The 24,908-nt window shown below is 66.1% G+C and carries 22 protein-coding genes; 13 read left to right on the forward strand and 9 right to left on the reverse strand.

Annotation, left to right across the window (positions count from 1 at the left end):
* Positions 1-257 precede the first annotated feature (257 nt).
* Entirely contained in the window at positions 258-1,460 is a 1,203-nt protein-coding gene (locus ARADN35_RS0114560) for a methyl-accepting chemotaxis protein (RefSeq protein ID WP_010463374.1), read from the forward strand.
* Between the two features lie 182 nt (positions 1,461-1,642).
* Here ARADN35_RS0114560 and ARADN35_RS0114565 read toward each other — a convergent pair whose 3' ends face one another.
* Both ARADN35_RS0114565 and ARADN35_RS0114570 read right to left on the reverse strand, forming a co-directional pair.
* The gene (locus tag ARADN35_RS0114565) at positions 1,643-2,278 is read right to left on the reverse strand and encodes an L-threonylcarbamoyladenylate synthase (protein WP_010463376.1); all 636 of its coding nucleotides are present in this window, start codon (positions 2,276-2,278) and stop codon (positions 1,643-1,645) included.
* A gap of 13 nt (positions 2,279-2,291) precedes the next feature.
* Positions 2,292-3,161, reverse strand: coding sequence for a 3',5'-nucleoside bisphosphate phosphatase (locus ARADN35_RS0114570; protein ID WP_010463379.1), 870 nt, complete (start codon positions 3,159-3,161; stop codon positions 2,292-2,294).
* A gap of 286 nt (positions 3,162-3,447) precedes the next feature.
* On the opposite strand from ARADN35_RS0114570, the gene ARADN35_RS0114575 reads away from it, so the two are divergent.
* Both ARADN35_RS0114575 and ARADN35_RS0114580 read left to right on the forward strand, forming a co-directional pair.
* Positions 3,448-5,277, forward strand: coding sequence for a methyl-accepting chemotaxis protein (locus ARADN35_RS0114575; protein WP_010463381.1), 1,830 nt, complete (start codon positions 3,448-3,450; stop codon positions 5,275-5,277).
* 164 nt (positions 5,278-5,441) lie between these two features.
* A complete protein-coding gene (locus tag ARADN35_RS0114580; RefSeq protein WP_010463383.1) occupies positions 5,442-5,666 on the forward strand; it encodes a tautomerase family protein in 225 nt (74 codons plus the stop codon).
* A 182-nt stretch (positions 5,667-5,848) separates the two neighbouring features.
* Here ARADN35_RS0114580 and recJ read toward each other — a convergent pair whose 3' ends face one another.
* Together recJ and ARADN35_RS0114590 are read right to left on the reverse strand one after the other, a co-directional pair.
* Entirely contained in the window at positions 5,849-7,573 is a 1,725-nt protein-coding gene (gene recJ, locus ARADN35_RS0114585) for a single-stranded-DNA-specific exonuclease RecJ (protein WP_010463385.1), read from the reverse strand.
* Entirely contained in the window at positions 7,570-8,526 is a 957-nt protein-coding gene (locus ARADN35_RS0114590; protein WP_010463388.1) for a phosphoglycerate mutase, read from the reverse strand. Before ARADN35_RS0114590 ends, recJ begins: the two co-directional genes overlap by 4 nt.
* Before the next feature lie 80 nt (positions 8,527-8,606).
* Between ARADN35_RS0114590 and ARADN35_RS0114595 the strand changes: the two genes are divergently transcribed.
* Together ARADN35_RS0114595 and lolD are read left to right on the forward strand one after the other, a co-directional pair.
* Complete coding sequence (locus ARADN35_RS0114595; RefSeq protein ID WP_010463389.1) at positions 8,607-9,860, forward strand: lipoprotein-releasing ABC transporter permease subunit; 1,254 nt, start codon at positions 8,607-8,609, stop codon at positions 9,858-9,860.
* A complete protein-coding gene (gene lolD / locus ARADN35_RS0114600) occupies positions 9,853-10,542 on the forward strand; it encodes a lipoprotein-releasing ABC transporter ATP-binding protein LolD (protein ID WP_035197828.1) in 690 nt (229 codons plus the stop codon). The genes ARADN35_RS0114595 and lolD overlap by 8 nt, the downstream gene beginning before the upstream one ends.
* Before the next feature lie 55 nt (positions 10,543-10,597).
* On the opposite strand, the gene ARADN35_RS0114605 is transcribed toward lolD, so the two are convergent.
* From ARADN35_RS0114605 to ARADN35_RS0114625, 5 genes are all read right to left on the reverse strand, one after another.
* Entirely contained in the window at positions 10,598-10,846 is a 249-nt protein-coding gene (locus ARADN35_RS0114605; RefSeq protein WP_010463393.1) for a hypothetical protein, read from the reverse strand.
* Between the two features lie 46 nt (positions 10,847-10,892).
* Positions 10,893-11,936: a VWA domain-containing protein gene (locus tag ARADN35_RS0114610; protein ID WP_010463395.1), complete on the reverse strand. Its 1,044-nt coding sequence runs from the start codon at positions 11,934-11,936 to the stop codon at positions 10,893-10,895.
* A 31-nt stretch (positions 11,937-11,967) separates the two neighbouring features.
* Positions 11,968-12,990 carry a DUF58 domain-containing protein gene (locus tag ARADN35_RS0114615; RefSeq protein WP_010463397.1) on the reverse strand — a complete coding sequence of 341 codons (1,023 nt, stop codon included), beginning with the start codon at positions 12,988-12,990 and terminating at the stop codon, positions 11,968-11,970.
* Between the two features lie 9 nt (positions 12,991-12,999).
* Positions 13,000-13,995 carry an AAA family ATPase gene (locus ARADN35_RS0114620; RefSeq protein ID WP_010463399.1) on the reverse strand — a complete coding sequence of 332 codons (996 nt, stop codon included), beginning with the start codon at positions 13,993-13,995 and terminating at the stop codon, positions 13,000-13,002.
* 184 nt (positions 13,996-14,179) lie between these two features.
* Complete coding sequence (locus ARADN35_RS0114625; protein WP_010463400.1) at positions 14,180-15,130, reverse strand: S1C family serine protease; 951 nt, start codon at positions 15,128-15,130, stop codon at positions 14,180-14,182.
* Between the two features lie 122 nt (positions 15,131-15,252).
* Between ARADN35_RS0114625 and ARADN35_RS0114630 the strand changes: the two genes are divergently transcribed.
* The 8 genes from ARADN35_RS0114630 (at position 15,253) to ARADN35_RS0114665 (ending at position 24,790) form a co-directional block, all read left to right on the forward strand.
* Positions 15,253-16,080: a TatD family hydrolase gene (locus ARADN35_RS0114630; protein ID WP_010463402.1), complete on the forward strand. Its 828-nt coding sequence runs from the start codon at positions 15,253-15,255 to the stop codon at positions 16,078-16,080.
* Between the two features lie 158 nt (positions 16,081-16,238).
* Positions 16,239-16,820 (forward strand): DNA-deoxyinosine glycosylase, encoded by a 582-nt coding sequence (locus ARADN35_RS0114635; protein ID WP_010463404.1) that lies wholly within the window; start codon positions 16,239-16,241, stop codon positions 16,818-16,820.
* A gap of 9 nt (positions 16,821-16,829) precedes the next feature.
* Positions 16,830-17,594 (forward strand): class I SAM-dependent methyltransferase, encoded by a 765-nt coding sequence (locus tag ARADN35_RS0114640; protein ID WP_010463406.1) that lies wholly within the window; start codon positions 16,830-16,832, stop codon positions 17,592-17,594.
* A gap of 46 nt (positions 17,595-17,640) precedes the next feature.
* Positions 17,641-19,434: a type IV pilus assembly ATPase TfpB gene (gene tfpB / locus ARADN35_RS0114645; protein ID WP_010463408.1), complete on the forward strand. Its 1,794-nt coding sequence runs from the start codon at positions 17,641-17,643 to the stop codon at positions 19,432-19,434.
* Positions 19,435-19,572: 138 nt separating this feature from the next.
* Positions 19,573-20,061: a tripartite tricarboxylate transporter TctB family protein gene (locus ARADN35_RS0114650; protein ID WP_010463410.1), complete on the forward strand. Its 489-nt coding sequence runs from the start codon at positions 19,573-19,575 to the stop codon at positions 20,059-20,061.
* Positions 20,062-20,076: 15 nt separating this feature from the next.
* Positions 20,077-21,588 carry a tripartite tricarboxylate transporter permease gene (locus ARADN35_RS0114655; RefSeq protein ID WP_010463412.1) on the forward strand — a complete coding sequence of 504 codons (1,512 nt, stop codon included), beginning with the start codon at positions 20,077-20,079 and terminating at the stop codon, positions 21,586-21,588.
* A gap of 120 nt (positions 21,589-21,708) precedes the next feature.
* A complete protein-coding gene (locus ARADN35_RS0114660; protein WP_029414036.1) occupies positions 21,709-23,007 on the forward strand; it encodes a DUF3422 family protein in 1,299 nt (432 codons plus the stop codon).
* Positions 23,008-23,167: 160 nt separating this feature from the next.
* On the forward strand, positions 23,168-24,790 hold the full coding sequence (locus ARADN35_RS0114665; protein WP_010463417.1) for a gamma-glutamyltransferase family protein: 1,623 nt from the start codon (positions 23,168-23,170) through the stop codon (positions 24,788-24,790).
* Positions 24,791-24,908: the final 118 nt, after the last annotated feature.

Genomic DNA, 24,908 nt, shown 5'->3' on the forward strand with positions numbered 1-24,908 from the left:
GGCATCCGAAACGCTCTCATAAAGATAGCTGAAAGCGGTATGGTTGATGCGCTGGCGCCTCATGGGCATTGAAGGGGTGAAGGGGATGCGGCTCGCACGGGTGCCATGGCGCGTGCCCCCGGGTCCGAACCGCTAGTCCGCATTTCCAATCATTGATAGCATGTCGCATACGGTTACGAATTGCAGCACTGCGGCTGCGCTCCCGTTGCCCCACCCGCGCCTCTTCTTGTCACGTCACGCTTCTGGAGACCCATCCCGTGCCATTTGAACAATTCAAAATCGGAACCCGCCTGTTGCTGGTGTTTGGCGGCATTGCGCTCATCGTGGCGGTGCTCATGGGCATGGGGCTTTCTCGGATATCGCGGGCGGAGGATGTCTACCGGGGTGCCCTGTCGTCCACTGCAGGCACAGGCGCCGCTGCCACGGCGGGCGAAGGCCAGCAGCGCGCTTCGCAGGCAGCACAGGAGCACCTGCAAAGCGCCCGCTGGTGGATCGTGGGTGGCGGTGTGGCCGTGATCGCGCTCTCGCTGCTGGGGTTCATGGGCCTGCGCGGCAGCATCGTGAGCCCGCTCAACCAGGCCATCCTGATTGCGGAGACCGTGGCCTCGGGCGACCTGAGCCAGGAGTTCAGCACCGAGCTGCAGGGCGATTTCGGCCGGCTGCTGGGGGCGCTGGGCACGATGGAAGACACGTTGACCGACCTGGTCTCCCGCATCAAGCAGGATGCGGACGCGATCAGCGCCTCGGCCGTGGACATCGACCATGGCAATACCGACCTTTCGCGCCGCGCCGAGGACCAGGTGTCCTCACTCACCGAAACTGCCGCCAGCATGGAGCAGCTGACGGCCACCGTGCGCCAGAACGCAGAGCGTGCGCATTCCGCCAGCGGCCTGGCCGTCAAGGCTTCCGCCATCGCTGAGCACGGTGGCTTGGTGGTGGGCGAGGTGGTGCAGACCATGCAGGCCATCAGTGGCAGCTCACGCAAGATCGTGGACATCATTCAGGTCATCGAAGGCATCGCCTTCCAGACCAACATCCTGGCGCTGAACGCCGCCGTGGAAGCCGCGCGGGCAGGCGAGCAGGGCCGGGGCTTTGCCGTGGTGGCCAGTGAGGTGCGCAACCTGGCCCAGCGCAGCGCCGTGGCAGCGCGCGAGATCAAGGCGCTGATCAGCGCGTCGGTGGAGCAGGTGGAAAACGGCGCGGGCCAGGTGGGTAAGGCTGGCAAGACCATGGAAGAGATCGTGACGGCCGTGGGCCAGGTCAGTGCGCTGCTGGGTGAAATCTCCATCGCCCTGCGCGAACAGAGCGATGCCATCAGCCATGTGAACGTGGCGGTGTCGCACATGGATGGCACCACCCAGGAGACGGCTGCGCTGGTGCAGAACGCGGTTTCCACCGCGACGTCGCTCACGGCCCAGGCGCGCGACCTGGAGCAGGCCGTGGGTGCGTTCAAGTTGTAGCCCCCTGAGCGGCTGCGCCGCTTCCCCCTCAGGGGGACGCCACCGGTGGCCTGGCGGAGCCAGTTCCACGGTGGCGCTGGTCTTTGGCAGCGCCAGTTTTGGGTGCGGTAGCCTGAAAGGCGCTTTTGCTGACCCTCGAGACCGCTCTGCGCGGGCGCAGGGCGGGTCACGGGATTTCAGCTTTACAACCCCAAAGCCTTCAAGCTGCCCCGGCCTTCGCGCACCACTTCGGGGTCGCCTCCGGTGCCCATGGGGGTCAGGTCCACCACGGTGGTGGGTTCCAGCGGGCAGGCGCCCGCATCCACGACGGCATCCACCAGCTTTTCGTAGCGTTCGCGGATTTCCTGCGGGTCGTTCAGGGGCTCGGTCTCGCCGGCCGGGATCAGCGTGGTGGCCAGCAGGGGGGCGCCGTGCAGCTCCAGCAGCAGTTGCAGGCCCTTGCGGTCGGGCACGCGCAGGCCGATGGTCTTGCGCGAAGGGTGGCTCACGCGGCGTGGCACTTCCTTGGTCGCTTCGAGGATGAAGGTGTAGGGGCCAGGCGTACCGAGCTTGAGCAGGCGGTACTGGCGGTTGTCCACGCGGGCATAGTTGGCCAGCTCCGACAGGTCACGGCACAACAGGGTGAGGTGGTGCTTGTCATCCACCTGGCGGATGCGGCGCATGCGATCGACGGCATCCTTGTCGTCCAGGTGGCAGACCAGCGCATAGCTGGAATCGGTGGGCACGGCCAGGATGCCGCCCTTTTGCAGCAGCATGGCGCCCTGCTTGAGCAGGCGCGGCTGGGGGTTGTCGGGGTGAACTTCGAAATACTGGGCCATGAAATAGTGCGTCTCAAACGGCAGCGGGGTGCCGAATGCGTTCAGCGAGCAGCTCCCAGACCGGGGTAAGCTGGCCGGGCAGCAGCGGCAAGGTCCCCAGGTCGGTGTGGGACTCGTCCGGGCTGTGGAAGTCGCTGCCGCGTGACGCAGCCAGGCCAAATTCCTGCGCCATTGCGGCATAGGTGACATATTCGGCCGCGCTGTGGCTGCCGGTGACGACCTCCACCCCCCGCCCGCCGTGCGCCTTGAACTCGGAAAACAGCGCAAATTCTTCGTTGGCACTGAACTTGTAGCGCGCCGGGTGGGCAATGATGGCCATGCCACCTGCCTCGGTGATCCAGCGCACGGCATCGCCCAGGGACGCCCAGCGGTGTGGCACGTAGCCCGGTTTTCCCTCGATGAGGTACTTGCGGAACACCTCGGACGTGTCCCTGCAGACCCCGGTCTCCACCAGGAAGCGCGCGAAATGGGTGCGCGAGATCAGTGCCGGGTTGCCCACGAACTGCAGTGCGCCCTCGTAGGCACCGGGAATGCCCACCTGGGCCAGCTGTTCGGCCATGTCTTTGGCGCGTTCGCCGCGCCCGCCGCGCGTGGCGGCCAGGCCCTGGGCCAGCTGGGTGTTGTCGGGGTCGAACCCCAGGCCCACGATGTGGACGGTGGTGTCGGCAAACGTGACCGAGATTTCGGTGCCTGTGAGATAGGCCATGCCCTGTGCGTGGGCGGCGGCAGCGGCACGGTGCTGGCCGCTGATTTCGTCATGGTCGGTGAGCGCCCACAACTCGACCCCGTTGGCCCTCGCCCGGGCGGCCAGGTCTTCCGGGGTCAGGGTTCCGTCGGATACCACGGAATGGCAATGCAGGTCGGCGTTCAGTATGGGTGTCACCGTGCCATTTTAGGGCTTGTACCGAAAATGCGCGCCACTGCGCGACCCCTGGGCTGTCGTGGGCGGGTTCTCGCAGACCTGGCATGGTGCCGCTGCCCTGGGGTGGGCTGGCCTGTCACCTTTGGCGCCCAGGGTGCGGGTTTTTCCCGGGGAGAAGGGGGTGGCAATGGGCCGGGGCGGGGTCCGGGCTGACGTAGGCTATGGTCTGCTGTTGATGCAATCGGGTGTTGCGGGCGACGTGATGGCCGCAAACTCCCATTTCCAGGTTTACGAGGAAAGACGAACCATGCAAATCGACAATATCCGCGTAGCGCGCAAGCTGTGGGGTGCGTTCATCCTGCTGATGCTGGCCATGCTCCTGATCTCCGGGTTCCAGCAGTACCGGGCCAACAGCTCCATGTCGAGCGCGATGGACCGGGTCATCGAGATCGAAGAGCGCATTTCTGCCGCCATACGCTGGCGGGGTGCCACCGAGACCGCCGTGAACATGGTGATGGGCGGTGCCGTCACCACCGACGCGGTGCTGGCCCAGCAGTACGATGCCAAGGTCAAGGAGATCATTGGCGGCATCAACAAGATTCAAGAGGGGATCGTGGCCGGTGCCACGGCGCCCGAGGAAAAAGCGGCGCTCGACAAGGTGCTGGCCGAACGCAAGCTGGTGCTGGCCGCCACTGCCAAGACCTGGGAGCTCAAGGGCGCGGGCGACGGTGTGGCCACCCAGCAGTTTGCGGACAACGAACTCACCCCCATGGTCGGGCGCTACCTCAAGGCACAGGACGAGTTTGTCGCCGTGCTGCAAAAGCGCCGCGACGAGATCCGGGCCGAGACCACGCAACGGCGCGTTGCCTATGCCATCCAGGGCCTGGTGGTGTCGGCCGTGCTGATTGTGGTGGTGCTGCTGCTGGCATGGAAGCTGGTGCGTTCCATCACCGTTCCACTGGACGAGGCGGTGGAAACCATCGACGCCATCGCCGCTGGGGACCTCACGCGCGAGCTGCAATCCACCCGCAAGGACGAGTTCGGCCACATGCTGAGATCCCTGTCGGCCATGTCCACCCGCTTGCGCGGTGTGGTGAGCGAGGTGCGGGTGGGTGTGGATTCAGTCTCGTCGGCGTCGATCCAGATCGCCAACGGCAACCATGACCTGTCGGCCCGCACGGAGCAGACCGCCTCGAACCTGGAGGAAACGGCCGCCAGCATGGAGGAACTCACGGCCACGGTGAGCCAGTCGGCCGACACGGCACGCCAGGCCAACCAGCTCGCGGGCACGGCGGCCCAGGCGGCGGCACGCGGCGGCGAAGTGGTGGGCCAGGTGGTCACCAGCATGCAGCAGATCACCGACAGCTCGCGCAAGATCAGCGACATCATCGGCGTGATCGATGGCATCGCCTTTCAGACCAACATCCTGGCGCTGAACGCCGCCGTGGAAGCCGCCCGAGCAGGCGAACAGGGCCGGGGCTTTGCCGTGGTGGCCAGCGAGGTGCGCAGCCTGGCCGGACGCAGCGCCGAGGCCGCCAAGGAGATCAAGAACCTGATCAGTGCCTCGGTCGAAAACGTCGAGTCGGGCTCTGCCCAGGTCGCGCAGGCGGGCCAGACCATGGGCGAGATCGTGGCCAGCGTGCAGCGCGTGAGCGACCTCATCGGCGAAATCACGGCATCCTCCTCCGAGCAGCGCGACGGGATTGCCCAGGTCAACCAGGCCGTGACGCACCTCGACCAGATGACGCAACAGAATGCGGCACTGGTGGAAGAGTCCACCGCCGCCGCAGCCTCGATGCGCGACCAGGCCCAGCGGCTGGCCGAAGTGGTGGCGGTGTTCAACGTGGGTGCGATGGCAGTTCGCGCGCCGGCAGCGCCCCGCCCGGCGCCGACGGCGGCAGCACGGCCCGCGCCAGCGGCCAGGACAGCCCTGGGCAACAAACCTGCAACCGCCAAGGCGCCACAGCCCCTCAAGGCTCCCCAGGCCCCCAAGGCCCCTGTAACGGCCCGGCTGGCGTCTTCGGCCCCCTCCCCAGCCCGCCGGCCCGCCGCTGCGCCGGCACCATCGGCCACGCCCGCCGCACCGGCACCCCGGGCTGTGGCCAAAGGCGGGGATGACGACTGGGAAAGCTTCTGAAGATCGCTGAGCGCGGCGAAGGTTTGCTATAAAAATAATAGCTAAAAGCGCTTTTCCATTCGGCGCTAGAGGCCAAAAAGCCTCAAAATTTTTTGCACCACGCCCCCAAGGCAGCCCCGGCTGCCTTTTGTTTTGTTTTTTGTGTATGACGAAAGGACCTGCCCATGCCCCTGGTCAACATCCGCCTTGCGCGCCGCGACCTGCCCACCACGGCAGCCCAGAAAGCCGCCTTGATTGCGGGCGTCACCCAGCTCATGCGGCAGGTGCTGGACAAGCGCCCTGAAACTGTCACTGTCATCATCGACGAGGTGGACCCGGAGAACTGGGGCCAGGGCGGCGAGCCGGTCACGGTGATCCGCCAGCGCAACAAGGGCCCTGCGCAGGCCTGAGGGGGGTGGGGCCTTGCCCTAGGAGTCTGTCGGACTTGGAAATCGTCGGCTGCAAATTGACCTCAGCGGTCCATTTCCCACCGTCTTTTTGCCCCATAGCTCGGCTATGGGACTGCAAATCCGGCAAAAACTGTCCTCGCTGGGGCCAATTTTCGCTTCGACGCTCCAAGTCCGACAGACTCCTAGATCTGAGCCCCCTCGACCAAAAACTGTACCTTGCGCTCGCCCTTCCACTCGTTCACATCGAGCCGGAAGGCCAGCAGCACGCGCGCAGGCAGCTGCTCGGTATGGCCGAACCAGATGGCGTCCACCGGGTTGCCCTGGTGCATGAGCTTGATCGACAAGTGGTTCTTGGATTCGCCCACCAGGCGCTGGCTCACGATCTGCACTTCTTCGCTGAAGGTGGGGGGCGCAAAGCCCTGGCCCCAGACCTCGTGGTGCAGGGTGTCCACCATGTCGGCGCGGCAGTATTCCGGGGCCAATGGGCCGTCGGTCTCGATGCGGCGGGTGAGCGTGGCGGCGTCCAGCCACTCCTGCGCCACCTGGGCCAAAGCGCGCTCAAACACCTCGAACGCTTCTTCGGCCACCGTGCAGCCCGCCGCCATGGCGTGGCCGCCAAACTTCAGCAGCACGCCCGGGTGGCGCTTGGCCACCAGGTCGAGCGCATCGCGCAGGTGAAAGCCAGGGATCGAGCGGCCCGACCCCTTGAGCTCGTGCTCCTTGCCTGGTGCGCTGCTGGCCGCAAAGACAAAGGTCGGGCGGTGCAGCTTGTCCTTGATGCGGCTGGCTACGATGCCCACCACGCCTTCATGAAAGTCGGGGTCGAACACGCTGATGGCCGGGGGCGGCTCCTCGTCTTCCTGGAACAGGCTCTCGGCCATCAGCATGGCCTGGTCGCGCATGCCGCCCTCGATCTCGCGGCGCTCGCGGTTGATGCCGTCGAGCGTGCCCGCCAGCTCGGCGGCGCGGCCCGCGTCGTCGGTCAGCAGGCATTCGATGCCCAATGTCATGTCGGCGAGGCGGCCTGCGGCGTTGATGCGGGGGCCTAAGGCGAAGCCAAAGTCGAACGTGGTGGCTACCGGTGCCTTGCGGCCGGCGGCGGTGAACAGCGCAGCCACCCCGGCGGGCATCTGGCCTGCGCGGATGCGTTTCAGGCCCTGAGCGACCAGGCGGCGGTTGTTGGCGTCGAGCTTGACCACGTCGGCCACGGTGCCGAGCGCCACGAGCGTGAGCAGCGGGTCGAGCTTGGGTTGGGTGGCCGCGTCAAAAATGCCGCGCGCCCGCAGCTCAGCGCGCAGGGCCAGCAGCACGTAGAACATCACGCCCACACCGGCCATGGACTTGCTCTCGAAGGTGCAGCCGGGCTGGTTGGGGTTGACGATGGCATCGGCTATGGGCAACTCGGGGCCGGGCAGGTGGTGGTCGGTGACGACGACCGTGAGGCCCAGCGCCTTGGCCTCGGCCACGCCCTCCACGCTGGCGATGCCGTTGTCCACGGTGATCAGCACGTCGGCGCCACGCTCGGCCACGCGGCGGGCGATGGGGGCGGTGAGGCCGTAGCCGTCCGTCACGCGGTCGGGCACCAAGTAGTCCACGTTCTGGGCACCCAGCAGCCGCAGTCCGCGCACGCCCACGGCGCAGGCGGTGGCGCCGTCGCAGTCGTAGTCGGCCACGATGACGAGGCGCTTGTTCTGCGCCATCGCGTCGGCCAGCAGGCGGGCGGCGGTCTCGATGCCTTTGAGGCCTTTTTCACCGCTGGGCGGCAGCAGGCGCGCCAGGCCGTCGTCCAGTTCGTCCTTGGCGCGCACGCCGCGCGCGGCGTACAGCCGGGCCAGCAGCGGGTGCACACCGGCCTGCTCCAGCGCCCAGGCGGCGCGGGGGGGAATGTCTCTTGCTACTATTTTCATAGCTTCTCGCGCATGTCTGTAAAGCGCTGGGGCCTGAAAATGCTTTGAAAACGCTGGGCCAGCGTGCGGGGCGCGCTGTGGAAGGCCAGCGCATTGCGCTCGCCGCACAGTGTCAGCAGCACGGGCGCGCCGCCTTCGGCTTGGCGCAGCAGGTCGGCCACTGGGCCTGCGTCCAGCGCAGTCCAGGCGGCGGCCCAGGTGCGCCAGTCCTCGTTCAACGCCGCGTCGCGCAACGTCGCCGGCACCGTCGGCGCAGTGGTGGCGGAGGGCGCGGGCGCAGGCAGTGGGCCGGTGCCATGCACCCAGAACGAGTTGATCACCGGCAGCCCGCGCGCCGAGCGTTCGTCATTGAAGGCGTGGGTGTAGAGCAGCATCTGCATCTCGCTGTGCAGGCGGTGCAGGGTGCGGGCCGCTTTCGCATCCGGCATCCAGGCGCGCACGTCGCGCTGCAGCACGCGCTCCAGCGAGGCGGTGGCAAGCTGGGCAAACAGCGGGCCGCTGGCCAGCCAGCGCGTGGGCTGGTCGTAGTGCAGGGTGATGCCGTCTTCGGCAAACCAGGGCGACACGATAGCCAGCAGCGCGCGCGATGCGGCCTCGTCCAGCGAGAGGTGCTCGGGGTTGCGCAGCGTGACATGGTCGGTGCTGACCTGCCACTGGCAGGGGGTGACAAAAGCCCAGGCGGCTCCGTTGGTGGAGAGGCCTTGCTGGTGGCGGTGCCACGCGGCCCAGGGGATGCGCCCGTCCTGCGCTGGCAGTCCCAGCGCGCGCGCCAGGGCGCGTTCGTGGGGGGCAGAGAAGCTGGTCTCCTCGCCGCTATCACTATGGGTGGGGTGGGGGCTGAGCCGGGCCAGAAGCCGGTCCAGGTGGGGCAGGGCGAGTTCCTGCAGGGCTTGCTGGCATCCCGGGGAGGCGCTGGCGGCGTAGGGAATGAGCAAATGGGTGGTGTCCGACATGGGCCTATTGTCCGGGATGCCACAATCTGGCCGGCCTGTGGCGTGCATTCCGCACCCTGCAGTGCCTTCTTTCCTTATTCATGCAAATCCCTTACGAACTGGCCCTGGGCTGGCGCTACACGCGCGCGGGCCGCGCCACGCGGCGCAATGGCTTCATCTCGTTCATCTCGGGCGTGTCCATGCTGGGCATCGCACTCGGGGTGGCGGCGCTCATCATCGTGTTGTCGGTGATGAACGGCTTTCAGAAGGAAGTGCGCGACCGCATGCTCAGCGTGGTCTCGCACATCGAGATTTTTGCGCCCCAGGGCGCGGCGCTGCCCGACCCGGCGCGCACGCTGGCCGAGGCCAAGCAGAACCCCAACGTGGTGGGCGCGGCGCCGTTCGTGGCGGCGCAGGCGCTGCTGGCGCGCGGCGAGGACATGAAGGGCGCGCTGGTGCGCGGCATCGACCCGGCGCTGGAAGGCGCCGTGACGGACCTGGCCGCCACCAACGAAAAAACGCTCAACCTGCTGGTGCCCGGCGAGTTTCGCGTGGTGCTGGGCGGTGAGCTGGCCCGCGCTTTAGGCGTGCGCGCTGGCGATGTGGTCACCCTGATCGCGCCCGCAGGTCAGGTCACCCCCGCCGGGGTGGTGCCTCGGCTCAAGCAGATGACGGTGGCAGGCACCTTCGACTCGGGCCACTACGAATACGACTCGGCCCTGGTGCTGCTGCACCACGAGGACGCGCAGCGCATCTTCCGCCTCGAAGGCCCCACGGGCGTGCGGCTGAAGCTCAAAGATTTGCACCAGGCGCGCGAGGTGGCCCAACAGCTGGCGGGCAGCCTCAGTGGCCAGCTGCTGATCCGTGACTGGACCCAACAAAACCGCACCTGGTTTGCGGCTGTGCAGCTCGAAAAACGCATGATGTTCATCATCCTCACGCTCATCGTGGCGGTGGCCGCGTTCAACCTCGTCTCTACCCTGGTGATGACGGTGACCGACAAACGCGCCGACATCGCCATCCTGCGCACGCTGGGCGCGAGCCCCAAAAGCATCATGGGCATCTTCGTGGTGCAGGGCGCCATGGTGGGCGTGATCGGCACAGCCGTGGGCCTGTTGCTGGGCCTGGGCATTGCGCTCAACATCGACGTGATCGTGCCCGCCATCGAGAAAGCGCTGAACGCGAGCTTCCTGCCCAAGGACATCTACCTCATCAGCAAGATGCCCAGCGAGCCGCAAAGCAGCGACATCCTGCCCATTGGCATCATCTCGCTCGTGCTGGCCTTTGTCGCCACCCTGTACCCCAGCTGGCGCGCCAGCCGTGTGAACCCTGCCGAGGCGCTGCGTTATGAGTGATCAGAAAGTTGGAGTGGTGGTACTGGAGGCCAAGGGCCTCACCAAGCGATTCACCGAAGGCCGCCTCGACGTGACGGTGCTCAAAGGCGTGGACCTTCAGATCCATGCCGGGGAAACGCTGGCCATCGTCGGCGCGTCGGGCTCGGGCAAAAGCACGCTGCTGCACCTGCTCGGCGGGCTGGATGCGCCCACGGCAGGCACCGTGCGCCTCAAAGGCGAAGAGATGTCCTCGCTGTCGGCAGAGCGCCAGGGCCAGCTGCGCAACCAGCACCTGGGTTTTATCTACCAGTTCCACCACCTGCTGCCCGAGTTCAGCGCACTCGACAACGTGGCGATGCCGCTGCGCATTCGCCGCCTGCAGCTGGCGCAATGCCATGCCGAGGCGGAGCGGGTGCTTACCTCCGTCGGTTTGAAAGAGCGCCTGATGCACCGGCCGGCCGAGCTGTCGGGCGGTGAGCGCCAGCGCGTGGCGATTGCGCGGGCGCTGGTCACGCGGCCCGCCTGTGTGCTGGCCGACGAGCCCACGGGCAACCTCGACCGCAGCACGGCGGATGGGGTGTTTGACCTGATGCTGCAACTGGCGCGTGACCAGGGCACGGCGTTTGTGATGGTCACACACGATGAGTCGCTGGCCGCGCGCTGCGACCGCGTGGTGCGGCTGGTGCTGGGGCGGTTGAGCTAGAGCACCGCCCCCTTGGCGCCACCGCTGCGCCCGGGGATGCGGGCCGGGGCGCGGCTCAGATACCGAGAATCTTCTTGGCTTCGGCCAGGGATTTCATCGAATCGTCGTGTTTGCCCGCCTTGTGGTGCGCTTCGCCGTCGGCGCGCAGCTGTTTGACCTTGGCGGCGTTGTCTGCCGTCAGGCTCGGGTTGGTGGCCAGCTTGGCGTCGATGGCTTTCATTTCATTGGGGCAGTTATGGGCCATGGCGGTGCCGGCGGCCGTGGCGACGAGCACAAGGGCGCAAGCCCGGATCAAAGAACGCATGGATGTCTCCTGGTTGGAACGTCGTGTTGACGAACATGCTTGCTGGTCACATCACCCTCCCATACCACCACACCGACAGCGCCGCAGCCAGCAGGGCCAGCGCTGCGCCCGCCAAGGCGAGCAGGGCAGAGATCTCGGTCTCCTTCTTTTCCACCGTCAGCCGTGAGCTGAGCGTTTCGTACACCTTCTTCAAATCCGCTGCGGTGGCCGCGTGGAAGTATTCGGCGTTGGTGCGCGTGGCCACGGCCTTCAGGGTTTCTTCGTCCAGCCGCACCCGCATGGACCAGCCCTCAAAGCCGATGGTCTCCCCCGCCACCGTACCCACGCCCACGGTGTACACCCGTACCCCCCGGTCGGCAGCCCACTTGGCGGCCTCCAGCGGGTCCACGCCGGTGGTGCGCTGGCCGTCGGTCAGCATGATGATGGCGGCCGAGGTGTAGGAGCCGGGTGCCACGGGCGTGAACGCCTTGGCCGGGTCCTGCTTGCCGATTTCGTCAATGGGCTTGGGGCGCATGGCCTGGCGGCCGCCCAGGGCGGAGATGTCGATGCCCGCGTCGGGGAACAGCGTGGCCAGCGACAGCATGATGCCGTTGCCCGTGGCGGTGCCGCGCTGCAGCTGAAAACTGTCGATGGCCTTGACGAGATCCTCGCGGCTTTGCGTGGGCAACTGGGCCAGTTGGGCACTGCCGGCAAAGGCCACGATGCCCACGCGCACATGGCGCGGCAGCTCGGCGATAAAGGCTTTGGCGGCGTTTTGCGCAGCGGTGATGCGGTCGGGCTCCACGTCGGCGGCGCGCATGCTGCCGGAGACATCCATGGCCAGCATGATGGTCTGGTCCTGCGAGGGCAGTGTGATGACGGCGAGCGGGCGCGCGGCGGCCAGCAGCAGCGCCACCAGGGCCAGCAGGAACAGCACGGGAGGGAGGTGGCGGCGCAGGTTCTGGCCTGGGCCCATGGCCTCGCGCACCAGCGACAGGCTCGAATAGCTCAGCGCTGTTTTCTTGCGCCGATGCAGCAGCCACCAGTACAGCAGCACCAGCAGCGGCACGACCAGCAACAGCCAGAGCAGGGTGGGCCAGAGAAAAACCATGGTGTGTTCCTTCGGGCGGGGGGCGGTTCGTTCAGGCGGCGCGCTGTGCCGGGTCTGCCGCACGGGAGGTAGAGGCTCGGGACGTGCGCACCCGGCGCTGGCGCAGGTCCATGAAACGCAGCAGAGCATCGACCAGGTCGTCGTCGGTACACAGCTCCAGCGTGTCGGCGCCCGCGCGGGTCAGCCCTTCGCGCAGCGCCGCCTCGCGCTCGGCCGCCAAGTGGGCAAAGCGGCGGCGAAAGCCCGCGTCGTGGGTGTCCACCTGCAGTTGTTCGCCGCTCTCGGCATCGCGCAGCGTGATGAGGCCCACATCGGGCAGTTCCAGCTCCAGCGGGTCGAGCAGGCGCACTGCGACCACGTCGTGCCGCTGCGCGAGTTGGGCCAGGGGCTTTTCCCAACCGGGTGCACTGATGAAGTCGGACACCACGAAGACGGTGGAGCGGCGGCGCAGGTTGGCCAGGCCCGTTTGCAACAAACGATGCAGTTCTGTGGCGCCTCCGCCGGGTTTTGATGTGCCGGTGGTAGGGGCGGGCGGCGTCAACAGCCGGTGCACCAGATGCAGCACATGGGTGCGGCTGTTGCGAGGTGGTAACACCGCATCCACGGTGCGGGCGGGTGCATTGCCTGCGCCGTAGAGCATGGCGCCCACGCGGTTGCCGTGGCGTGTCAGCAGCCGCGACAACACGGCCACAAAGCCGGTCAGGATGTCGCGCTTGGCGTTGCCCTGCGGGCCGAAATTGATGGACGGGCTCAGGTCGAGCAGAAACCACGCGGTCATCTCGCGGTCTTCGGTGAACACGCGCACATGGGGCGTGTTCAGGCGCGCGGTCACGTTCCAGTCGATGTGGCGCACGTCGTCGTGCGGCTGGTATTCGCGCAGGTCGGCCAGGTCCAGGCCGCTGCCGCGCATCAGCGTGCGGTAGTCGCCCTGCAGCAGGCCGTCCAGGCGGCGGATCACCTTCCACTCCAGCTCGCGCAGCAGCCGGTCCGCCTGCCCGGGCAGTGTGGGCAGGGTGTGGACCGTGGCGGAGGTTTCAGGCGGCTTGCTGTTCATGGCGGGGGCTCAAGCGGCTTTTTGCTCGTGGTGCAAAGGGCGCGCGGGCGCCGGTATCTTGGCCATGATGCGCTTGACGAGGGCATCGGCATCCAGCCCTTCGGACAGCGCCTCGTACGACAGGGCGATGCGGTGGCGCAGTACGTCGGCCGCCAGATCGGTCATGTCCTCGGGCAGCACATAGTTGCGCCCGCGCAGCATGGCCAGGGCCTGGGCGCCCTCGGCCAGGGCAATGGTGGCGCGCGGGCTGGCGCCGCAGCTGATGTAGCCCGCCAGGTCCTTGAGGCCATGCCGCGTGGGCTCGCGGGTGGCGGCCACCAGTTTCACGGCATATTGCAGCATCGACGGGTCCACATACACGGTGCGGCACTCGGCCTGCAGCGCCGCCAGCTGCGCCGTGGTGGCCACGGGCAGCACCTGCACGGGCAGGTCGAGTGCACGCTGGGCGATCACGAATTCTTCTTCCTCGGTGGGGTAGCCCAGCAGCACCTTCATCATGAAGCGGTCCACCTGGGCTTCGGGCAGTGCGTAGGTGCCTTCGGTTTCGATGGGGTTTTGCGTGGCCATCACCAGGAAGGGCTCGGGCACCTTGTGGGTTTCGCCCGCAATCGTCACTTGGCGTTCCTGCATCACCTCCAGCAGGGCGCTTTGCACCTTGGCGGGCGCGCGGTTGATTTCGTCAGCCAGCAGCAGGTGGGTGAAGACGGGGCCCAGCGTGGTGCTGAACTCGCCGGTTTTCTGGTTGTACATGCGCGTGCCCACCAGATCGGCGGGCACCAGGTCGGGCGTGAACTGGATGCGCTTGAAGCTGCCCTGAATGGTGCAGGCCAACGTCTTCACCGTGAGCGTCTTGGCCAGGCCGGGCACGCCTTCGACCAGCAGGTGACCCTGGGCGAGCATGGCGACCATGACGCGTTCCAGAAAACGGTCCTGGCCCACCACCACGCGTTTGACTTCGTAGAGCACCTGTTCCATCAGTGTCGCGGTGTTCGTTGTGGATTCCATGGGTTTCCTTCCTTGTCAGTGATCAACGACGTGCAAACTGTTCCAAGCTCACGCGGCGGGCGCGGCCAAGGCGAGGGACACCGAGCAAGGGCCGCCGCGATGTGCAGATGTCGCCTCCGCTCCGTGTGAGGGTGTCGTCCCCCTTGAGGGGGAAGGCGCAAAGCGACTCAGAGGGTGTTTCATACTAAAACGGCGGCATGCCCACGGCCGACGCCGCGTTCTCGATGGGCACCGCAAAGCCGATGCCGATGAAGGTGCGGGCTGAAGTGGGGTTCAAGATGGCGGTGACGATGCCCACCACCTCGCCATCGAGTGTGACCAGCGGCCCACCAGAGTTGCCTGGGTTGGCTGCAGCATCGAACTGGATGAGATTGCTGAGCTGGCGCTTGCCTTCGGGCGAGGTGAATTCGCGCTTGAGGCCCGAGATCACGCCCGCTGAGGCCGACGGTCCGATGCCAAACGGGAAGCCCACGGCCACCACGTGATCGCCGGGGCGCAGGTCCTGGGTGGAGCGCAGCGGGGCTGCGAACAGATCGTCGGGCACCTTGTGGGCCTGCAGCACGGCCAGGTCGTTCTCGGGCTGGGCACCCGTGATGCTGGCGGTGGTTTCCAGGCCGTCGTGGAAGGTGATGGCAATGCGGTCCGCGCCCGCCACCACGTGCAGGTTGGTCAGGATGACGCCTTTGTCCACAATCACCACGCCCGTGCCGATGCCACGTTCCACCTCTTCCTTGCCGTTCTTGCTGCGGCTGTAGCCCACCACACGCACGATGGAGGGCGAAATCGCTTCCACCGCACGGGCGGCGGCGGAGGGCGGGGTGGTGGTCTCCAGCGTGCGCAGCACGGCAGCGTCAATGTCTTCCTGGGTGATCCGGTGGGAAGCGGGGCGCTGGTGCAGCCACAGGCTGTAGAGCAGCAGCGTGGCCAGCAGCGTGATCAGTGCCCACAGGGTGCGCAGATGGCGCCGGGAAAGGTTTGCATTGGCCGCTTGGGTGGAGGGCTGGTTGGATGGATTGGGCAGGGTGACGTCCGTGCCGGTCGCTGACTGTGCGGTGGGCACAGGCGCCTGTTCAACCGGCTCCGGCGGGGAGCGGCGGGTGTGGCGGGAGCTGCTGTAGAGGGCGGGCCGGGGCATCCTGTCACCTTTTCTACGGAAGACGCCGCGAGACGGCGCACGGTTTTCACGTTAGCACGGATCGACGCAGAGTGCACTGGCAAGGTTTCAGGACTGTGGGCCTGATGGGGCATCATCGCCCTATGACTGTCTGGATCGATACCCATTGCCACCTGGATGCGCCGGAGTTTGACCCTGACCGCGATGCCGTGCGCGCCGAGGCGCGGGCCCAGGGCGTGGCCCACTGTGTGATTCCGGCGGTGGAGCGCAGCAACTGGGCCACGGTGCGGGCGTTGGCCCACCGGCACGGCGACAGCTATGCGCTGGGCATTCACCCCCTCTACACAGGGCGCGCGCACGACGCGGATCTGGAGCTGCTGGCGCAGGAGCTGGAGCAGCACCGGGCAGACCCGCGCCTGGTGGCTATCGGAGAGATTGGCCTGGATTTTTTTGTGCCCGGCTTGGACGCTGCCCGACAAGAGCGGTTCTATCGCGTGCAACTGCAGCTCGCACGGCGGTTCGATTTGCCGGTGATCCTGCATGTGCGCCGCTCATCCGACCGGCTGCTCAAGGGCCTGCGGGAGCTGCCGGTCCAAGGCGGCATCGCCCATGCCTTCAATGGCAGCCTGCAACAGGCGCAGGCGTTCATCGCCCTGGGTTTCAAGCTGGGGTTTGGCGGTGCGATGACCTACGACCGGGCGCTGCAGCTGCGCCGCCTGGCGGCGGAACTGCCCGCAGAGGCCCTGGTGGTGGAGACCGATGCCCCTGACATTCCTCCCCATTGGTTGTATGCCACCGCCGCCCAGCGCGCTGAAGGCCTGGCCCAAGGGCGCAATGCACCCGGCGAGCTCCCGCGCATTGCCAGCGCATTGGCAGAGGTGCGTGGCCAGCCGCGGGAGGTTTTGGCGGGCATCACCTGCGCCAATGCGCTGGGGGCACTGCCCCGGTTGCAAGCGCTGGTCTCGTTTTGAGAACCTGTTCACGATCTCCCGCGATATCGTGAACAGGTTCTGATCCATCAATTGGTAGGTTTTTGGGAGGCCAGCGCTTTGTGGTAAAGGGTTTACAGCTATCGTTTTTTTTGAGGCCCTCACGGGGTTGCTGATGGGTTTCGGTTCAGAATCGGCGGATGCCCGACGCCGCGCTGACGCAGCCCCCACCTATCCCTGATGCCCCGGCGCCAGCCCCACCGGTGCGCCTGGAGGGGCTGCCGCCGGTGGTGTCCGCGGGCACGGTGGTGCTGGTCCTCGGAAGTTTTCCGGGGGCGGCCTCCTTGCGGCTGCGCCAGTATTACGCGCACCCACAGAACCATTTCTGGAAGATCTTGCAAGCGCTGTGGCCCCAGCACCCCTTGCCGCCTGCGGGAGATGGCGGGTATGCCGCACGCTGCGACTGGCTGCTGGCACGGGGGCTCGGCCTGTGGGATGTGTATGAAAGCTGCGAGCGGGAAGGCAGCCTGGACACCAGCATCCGCAATGCGCGGGTCAACGACTTTGCGCGATTGCAGGTGGCGTGTCCGCAGCTTGCCGCCGTCGCCCACAATGGTGGCGAGAGCTTCAAGCACGCCCCGGCGGTGCTGAACAGCTTTCTCCACCCCCGCTCCATCGCTTCGCACCGCTTGCCCTCGACCAGTCCGGCCAACGCCTCCTGGAGTTTTGAACGCAAATTGGCCGCCTGGGCGGCGCTGATGTCGGCCCACCGCCTGCTTTGACTGTTGTGAATGACCCGCAAAAAAGAAAAACCGCAAGAACTGCCTGAAGTCAGCGTCTCGGATGACAGCGAAGTCCGCCATCTGCACCTGGGTACGCCCTGGATCCAGGGCTCCATGCGCATTGCCGAGCCTTTTGTGCTGGAGCTGGAGTATGTGCAGCGCATGATGGCGTGGCTTCTGTTTGCCGACCCGGCGCTGGTGTCCAAGGGCCACGCCATGCAGCTGGGGCTGGGGGCAGGGGCCATCACCAAGTTTTGCCACAAGAAGCTGCGCATCTGCACGACAGCCATAGAACTCAACCCCCAGGTGCTGGCAGTGTGTCGGCAGTGGTTCAAACTGCCGCCCGACGGCCCCAAGCTGCGCGTGGTGCTGGCCGATGCGGCGAAAGAGATCCAGAACCCCATGTGGCAGGGCACCGTGGACGCGCTGGCCGTGGATCTGTACGACCACGAGGCAGCAGCCCCCGTGCTGGACAGCCCGGATTTTTACGCCGACTGCCGGGGCCTGCTGACCGAAACGGGCTGCATGACGGTCAACCTGTTCGGCCGAGCATCGAGTTTTGACCGCAGCCTGCAGAGCATGGCGGCGGCCTTTGGGGACAAGGCACTCTGGGCCTTCAAACCCACCCGGGAGGGCAACACGGTGGTGCTTGCCCAGAAAACACCCACGCGCCCCAAGCGCGCGGAACTGGCAGAACGCGCCGAAGCCATCCAGGCGCGCTGGGATCTGCCCACGACCAAGTGGCTGCGGGCGTTCAAGCCCGTGGTGGCCTGAGAGGCCATCCGCCGCACTGCATGGCCCCAATCTGGAAAGGTTCTTGATGAAAACATCCTTGGTTTCCCCGGACAACAAGACAACCCGGCCCTACGTCGGCCCGGTGGACTGGCGGCGCATGGTGCAGTGGCTCAGCGATGACGAGGTCATCGCCCCCGAAGAAGCGCAACGCACCATCGCCCGCTGTTCACAGGCCGAGAGCTCCCAGCACGCGCTGGTGCGCCTGGCCAACGTGGCGATGGAGCGTGCCAGCGATGGCAAGCCGCTGGACATCGAGGCATTGTCTGAATACCTGGCCAAGCGGGCGGGCCTGCCTTATTTGCGCATTGATCCACTCAAGGTGGACGTGGGGCGCGTAGCCGAAACCATGAGCGCCACCTATGCAGAGCGCCACAAGGTGCTGCCCGTGCAGGTGACCACGAAGGAGGTGGTGGTGGCGACGGCCGAGCCGTTCATCGACGATTGGGTGGCCGAGGTGGAGCGACAGTCCCGTCGCACGGTCCGCCGGGTGGTGGCAAGCCCCCTGGACATTCACCGGTTTACCGCCGAGTTTTTTGCCCTGGCCAAGTCGGTGCGCGCCGCACAGAAGGCGGGTGGCAATTCCGGGGGCAGCAGCTTCGAGCAACTGGTGGAACTGGGCAAGAGCAACAAGCAGCTCGACGCCAACGACCAGGGCGTGGTCAAGGTGGTGGACTGGCTCTGGCAATACGCCTTCGACCAGCGTGCCAGCGACATCCACCTGGAGCCACGGCGCGACCAGGGCGTGATCCGCTTTCGCATTGACGGGGTGTTGCACCCGGTCTACCAGATGCCCATGGGTGTGCACAACGCCATGGTCTCGCGCATCAAGCTCCTGGGTCGCATCGACGTGGTGGAAAAGCGCCGTCCGCAGGATGGCCGCATCAAGACGCGCAACCAGCGCGGGGACGAAGTGGAAATGCGCCTCTCCACCTTGCCCACGGCGTTTGGCGAGAAGATGGTCATGCGGATCTTCGACCCGGACAACGCCGTCAAGGATCTCGACGCCCTGGGCTTTGCCCAGCACGATGCAGAGCGCTGGGAAGGTTTGGTCAAGCGCCCGCACGGCATCATTTTGGTGACGGGGCCCACCGGCTCGGGCAAGACCACCACGCTGTATTCCACCTTGAAGCGGGTGGCGACCGAAGAGGTCAACGTGAGCACGGTGGAAGACCCGATCGAAATGATCGAGCCCAGCTTCAACCAGACCCAGGTGCAGCCCCAGCTCGATTTCAATTTCGCCGAAGGCCTGCGCGCCCTCATGCGCCAGGACCCCGACATCATCATGGTGGGCGAAATCCGCGATCTGGAGACGGCCGAGATGGCCATCCAGGCCGCACTGACCGGGCATCTGGTGTTCTCCACGCTTCACACCAACGACGCACCGTCCGCCATCACCCGCATGATGGAGCTGGGGGTGCCGCCCTATCTGCTCAATGCCACGCTGCTTGGGGTGCTGGCCCAGCGGCTGGTGCGCACGCTGTGCAAGCAATGCAAACAAAAGGACGACACGGCGGAGCGCGAGACGCTGATGGCTGTGGTCAAGCCTTGGAAACTCAGTGGCGGCTACCACCCGTACAAGCCCGTAGGCTGCGTGGATTGCCGCATGGGGGGCTACCGTGGGCGCATGGGCCTGTATGAGCTGCTGACCGTCACCGAGGCACTCAAGGAGAAGATCAACCAGGCGCCCTCGATCGACCAGCTGCGCCGGCAGGCCGTGCAGGATGGCATGCGGCCCCTGCGCCTGGCGGGCGCGCTGCGGGTGGCAGAGGGGCTGACCACCCTGGATGAGGTGATTTCCGCCACACCCCCCCTGGAATAGGGACGGCGGTCGTCTCCTTGGATCTGCGCCAGCCGGGAACCGGGGCAAGCGTTACCGGATGTAGGTGGAATCCACATCCGCACGGCCCCTGGTTGCCCGCACAATCGCGCAGTCGAGATTCCGCCAAGGAGACAATTCGTGAAAATCAAAAGTCAAAAAGACTTCTTTGCCGGCCTCATGTTCATGGGGGTTGGTGTAGCGTTTGCGTGGGGTGCCACCACGTACAACGTCGGCAACGGTGCCCGCATGGGCCCGGGCTACTTTCCCCTCTTGCTGGGTATCTTGCTGGCCATCATCGGCAGCGCGATCACCTTCAAGGCCACCACGGTCGAGACCCAGGATGGCGACAAGATTGGAAAGTGGGCCTGGAAGCCGCTGTTCTTCATCCTGGCTGCCAACTTCGCGTTCGGCATCCTGCTCGGCGGCCTGCCCAGCCTGGGCATTCCGGCGATGGGCCTCATCGTCGGCATCTATGCACTGACCTTCATTTCCAGCCTGGCTGGCAACGAGTTCAATGCAAAGGCCGTATTCGTGCTGGCCACGGTGCTTGCCATTGGCAGCTACGTGGCATTCGTCTGGGCGCTCAAGCTGCAGTTCCCTGTGTGGCCGAGTTTCATCACGGGTTAAGCAGGAGCACCGACCATGGATCTTATTAACAACCTATCGCTGGGTTTTGGTGTCGCGTTCACCTTCCAGAACCTGATTTACTGTTTTGTCGGCTGCCTGCTGGGGACGCTGATTGGCGTGCTTCCTGGCATTGGCCCCGTGGCGACCATCGCCATGCTGCTGCCTGCCACCTACGCGCTGCCTCCCGTGGCTGCGCTGATCATGCTGGCCGGCATCTATTACGGCGCGCAATACGGCGGCTCCACCACCGCCATTCTGGTCAACCTGCCGGGCGAATCGTCCTCGGTGGTGACCGTGATCGACGGCTACCAGATGGCGCGAAAAGGCCGAGCGGGGCCGGCGCTGGCGGCGGCGGGCCTCGGTTCGTTCTTCGCCGGTTGTGTGGGTACGCTGATCCTGGCGGCCTTCGCGCCTCCGCTGACCGAAGTGGCCTTCAAGTTCGGCCCTGCCGAATACTTCTCGCTGATGGTGCTGGGCCTGATCGGTGCCGTGGTGCTGGCCTCGGGTTCGCTGCTCAAGGCCGTGGCCATGATCGTGCTGGGGCTGCTGATGGGCCTGGTGGGGACCGACGTGAATTCGGGTGTGGCGCGCTTCAGCTTCGACATCCCTGAACTGACCGACGGTATCGGCTTTGTGACCATCGCCATGGGCGTGTTCGGTTACGGCGAAATCATTGCCAACCTCTCGCGTCCCGATGATGAGCGCGAAGTGTTCACTGCCAAGGTGGAGGGCCTGTTCCCGACCAAGGAAGACTTCAAGCGCATGATCCCGGCGGTGCTGCGTGGCACGGCACTGGGTGCGGCGCTGGGCATCCTGCCCGGTGGCGGCGCGCTGCTGGCAGCGTTTGCGGCCTACACGGTCGAGAAGAAGACCAAGCTCAAGCCCGGTGAAGTGCCCTTCGGCCAAGGCAACATCCGTGGTGTGGCGGCTCCCGAGTCGGCCAACAATGCCGGTTCGCAGACGTCCTTCATCCCGCTGCTGACGCTGGGCATTCCCCCCAACGCCGTGATGGCGCTGATGGTGGGTGCGATGACCATCCACAACATCCAGCCTGGCCCCCAGGTGATGACGAGCAACCCCGAGCTGTTCTGGGGCCTGATCGCCTCGATGTGGATCGGCAACGCCATGCTGATCATCCTGAACCTGCCGTTGATCGGCATCTGGATCAAGCTGCTCACCGTGCCTTACCGCTGGCTGTACCCTTCCATCGTGCTCTTTTGTGCGGTGGGTGTGTATTCCACCAACAACAATACGTTCGACATCTGGATGGTGGGTGCGTTCGGCCTGATCGGCTACATCTTCTACAAGCTGGGTACGGAACCTGCACCTTTGCTGCTCGGTTTCATCCTGGGCCCGATGATGGAAGAGAACCTGCGCCGCGCGCTGCTGCTGTCGCGTGGTGACTGGAGCGTGTTTGTGACGCGTCCGCTGTCGGCGGGCCTGCTGGCGGCCGCTGCACTGCTGCTCGTCATCGTGCTGCTGCCTTCGGTAAAGAGCAAGCGCGAGGAAGCTTTCGTCGAAGACTGACGGCGCCTCTTTTCCATCCGACTCCAGAACAGCGGCACCTTCGGGTGCCGTTGTTTTTTGGAGATCCTGATCGGCGGAACACCTAGGGTGCCAGTACACAATGGCGGGCAAGAGGCCCGCATGTCCACTCCATTCCATTTGCCGCAGCATCCCCACCGGGCGATGTTGCACAACGAAATCCACGCCCGTCCGCCCGAGGCCATGACGGCTCCCCTGGCCATTGCACACATCGTGATGCTGGCCGATGCAGCAGGGCGCGAAGCGAGCCGGGCCCATGTGGCGGCCCTTTTGCGCGACCACCACCTGGCGTTGCCCGATGCGAACACCACCCACCTGCGCATGGACCTGGGGGCCTACCGCATGCGCTGGGAGCTGCATACCGAGTTTGTTTCCTGGACCTTCATGGCGCCCATGGCGGCGGACGCCTTTGGCGAGCGGGAGCCTGCCAGCGCCGCAGAAGCCGTGCCCCGCGAGTGGCTGGCGGCGTTGCCCGGACATTGCCTGTGCAGCCTGAACCTCTGGGTGCTGCCCACGCACACCTTTGGCTCGGGTTCGCTGGTCAAGCATGTGCTGCATGAGGACACACTGGTGGCCTCCACGGTGGCCGATGGGCATGGCGAGGTCTACACCGACTTTGCGATCCACGCCGATGGGTTCTCGCGCATGGTGCTGCTGGCGGGCGGCATGACGCAGCGCCGCCTGGGTCGCCTGGTGCAGCGTCTGCTCGAAATCGAGACCTACCGCATGGCAGCCCTGCTGGGTTTGCCCGCCGCGCGCGAGGCGGCCAGTGTGCTGGCCTTTGCCGAGCGCGAACTGGCAGAGCTGGCTGACGCCATCCGCACCGCCAACCGCGATGCCGAGCCTGCACTGCTGGACCGCCTGACCCGCCTGGCCGGGCAGGTGGAGAGCCAGTATGCGGCCACCCATTCGCGCTTCTCGGCCAGCAGTGCCTACTTCGAGCTGCTGGACCGCCGCATCCAGGACATTGCCGAGTCGCGCCTAGCCGGCATGCAGACAATCCGGGAGTTCATGGATCGGCGCCTGACGCCCGCACGCAGCACCTGCGAATGGGCGGCGCGGCGCCAGGATGCGCTCTCGCAACGTGTCTCGCGCATGAGCAACCTGCTGCGCACCCGGGTCGAGATTGAGCAGCAGCAAAGCAGTCAGGCACTGCTGACCACCATGAACCACCGGCAGGATTTGCAGCTGCAGATGCAGTCCACGGTGGAAGGGCTGTCGGTCGCGGCCATCACGTACTACATCGTGGGCCTGGTGAGCTACCTGGCAAAAGGCGCGCAGAAGCTCGGTTGGCCCCTATCGCCCGAGACCACGGCGGCGATCGCGATTCCGGTGGTGGCGGTGGCCGTGTGGTGGTCGCTGAGGCGATTGCACCACCGGGTCTTCCGGAAGCACGGCTAGAAGAGAAGGCCACAAAAAGGGCCGCCAAAGACCCTTTCCACCACCTCGCGGGGCATCGCGCCAGGGCGGGTTGGCATGGGCTGGGTCCAAGCCCGACGGGCGTGCATGCCCATGTCGTGTGCCTCCTGCACGCACATGGGGCGCGGCCCATAATGGCCCGATGCACTTCAGCTACACCCCCTCCTATGCCAGCACCCGCCTGCCGGTGTTTGCGCGCAATGTCGTTTCCACCTCCCATCCGCTGGCGGCCCAGGCGGGCTTGCGCATGCTGCAGCAGGGCGGCAATGCCGTCGATGCCGCCGTAGCCGCCGCTGCGGCCATGACGATCTGCGAGCCCGTGAGCAACGGGCTGGGCAGCGATGCGTTCTGCATCCTGTGGGACGGGCAGGCCTTGCAGGGGCTCAATGCCTCCGGCCGTGCGCCAGCTGCGTGGACGCCGGAATACTTTCACAGCCGTTACGGTGAGGGTCAGGTCACACCCCCCAAGCGCGGCATGGATGCCGTCACGGTGCCGGGGGCTGTCAGTGCCTGGGTCGCCCTGTCCGAGCGCTTTGGAAAGCTGCCTTTTGCCGATCTGATGGAGCCCGCCGCCGAGATTGCCGAGCGTGGCTATCTGGTGCCGGTGGTGGTGCAGCAGAAATGGGCGGCTGCAGTGCCGGAACTGCAGTCGCAGCCGGGGTTTGCGCAGAGCTTCATGCCGCGTGGGCGTGCGCCGCAGGTGGGCGAGCTGTTCCAGTTCGCAGCCGCAGCCCGTGCGCTGCGCGCCATCGGGGCTACACAAGGGCAGGCGTTCTACACGGGCGAAATTGCCCAGGCACTGGTGGCCTTCTCCAAGGCCCAGGGCGGCAGCCTGACGCTGGCGGATCTGGCAGCGCACCGCCCTGAGTGGGTCACCCCCATTGCCCGCAACTACCGGGGCTATACCCTGCACGAGATCCCGCCCAACGGCCAGGGCATCGCGGCGTTGATTGCGCTGGGCATCCTGGACCAGTTCGATCTGGCCGCGCTGGCGGTGGATGGCGCAGCGTCCCAGCATCTGCAGATCGAGGCCATGAAACTCGCGTTTGCCGATGTGTACCGCTATGTGGCCGAGCCATCGTCCATGGAGGTGACACCCGCGCAAATGCTCGATGACGCGTACCTGGCGTCCCGTGCCAAACTCATCGACATGAACCAGGCGCAGGATTTTGGGGCAGGCAATCCGGTCAAGGGCGGCACGATCTATCTGACGGCGGCCGACGAAAACGGCATGATGGTCAGCTTCATCCAGAGCAACTACATGGGCTTCGGCTCGGGGTGTGTGGAGCCCACCTTTGGCATCAGCCTGCAGAACCGGGGCCAGGCATTCAGCACCGACCCCAAAGGCGCCAACCCCGCGAACCTGGTGGCACCCGGCAAGCGGCCGTTTCACACCATCATCCCGGCTTTCCTCACGCAGAACGGCCAGCCCGTGATGAGCTACGGCGTGATGGGCGCCAACATGCAGCCGCAGGGCCACATGCAGACCCTGGTGCGCATGCTGGACTACGGCCAGAACCCGCAGGCGGCGTGCGATGCACCGCGCTGGCGCTTCAATGAAGGGCTGTCGATCAATGTCGAAGCAGCCATGCCTGCGGCCACGGTGCAGGGTCTGCTGGGCCTGGGGCACCGCATGGAGGTGATCCAGGACTCCTACCAGGACTTCGGCGCCGGCCAGTTCATCTGGCGCATGGGCGACCCCAAGGTGCAGGGCTATGTGGCCGCCAGCGATCCGCGCCGCGACGGCCAGGTGGCGGGGTATTGATGGAACACCCCCTGAGCCGCTTCGCGCCTTCCCCTTCTCCCGCTGCGCGGGAGGGGGACGCCACCTGTGGCCTGGCGAAGCCAGCTCCACGGTGGCATTGGCTTGGGCTGCGCCAGTT

This window comes from Acidovorax radicis N35 (assembly GCF_000204195.1).
In the GTDB taxonomy this organism is placed as follows: Bacteria; Pseudomonadota; Gammaproteobacteria; order Burkholderiales; family Burkholderiaceae_C; genus Acidovorax; species Acidovorax radicis.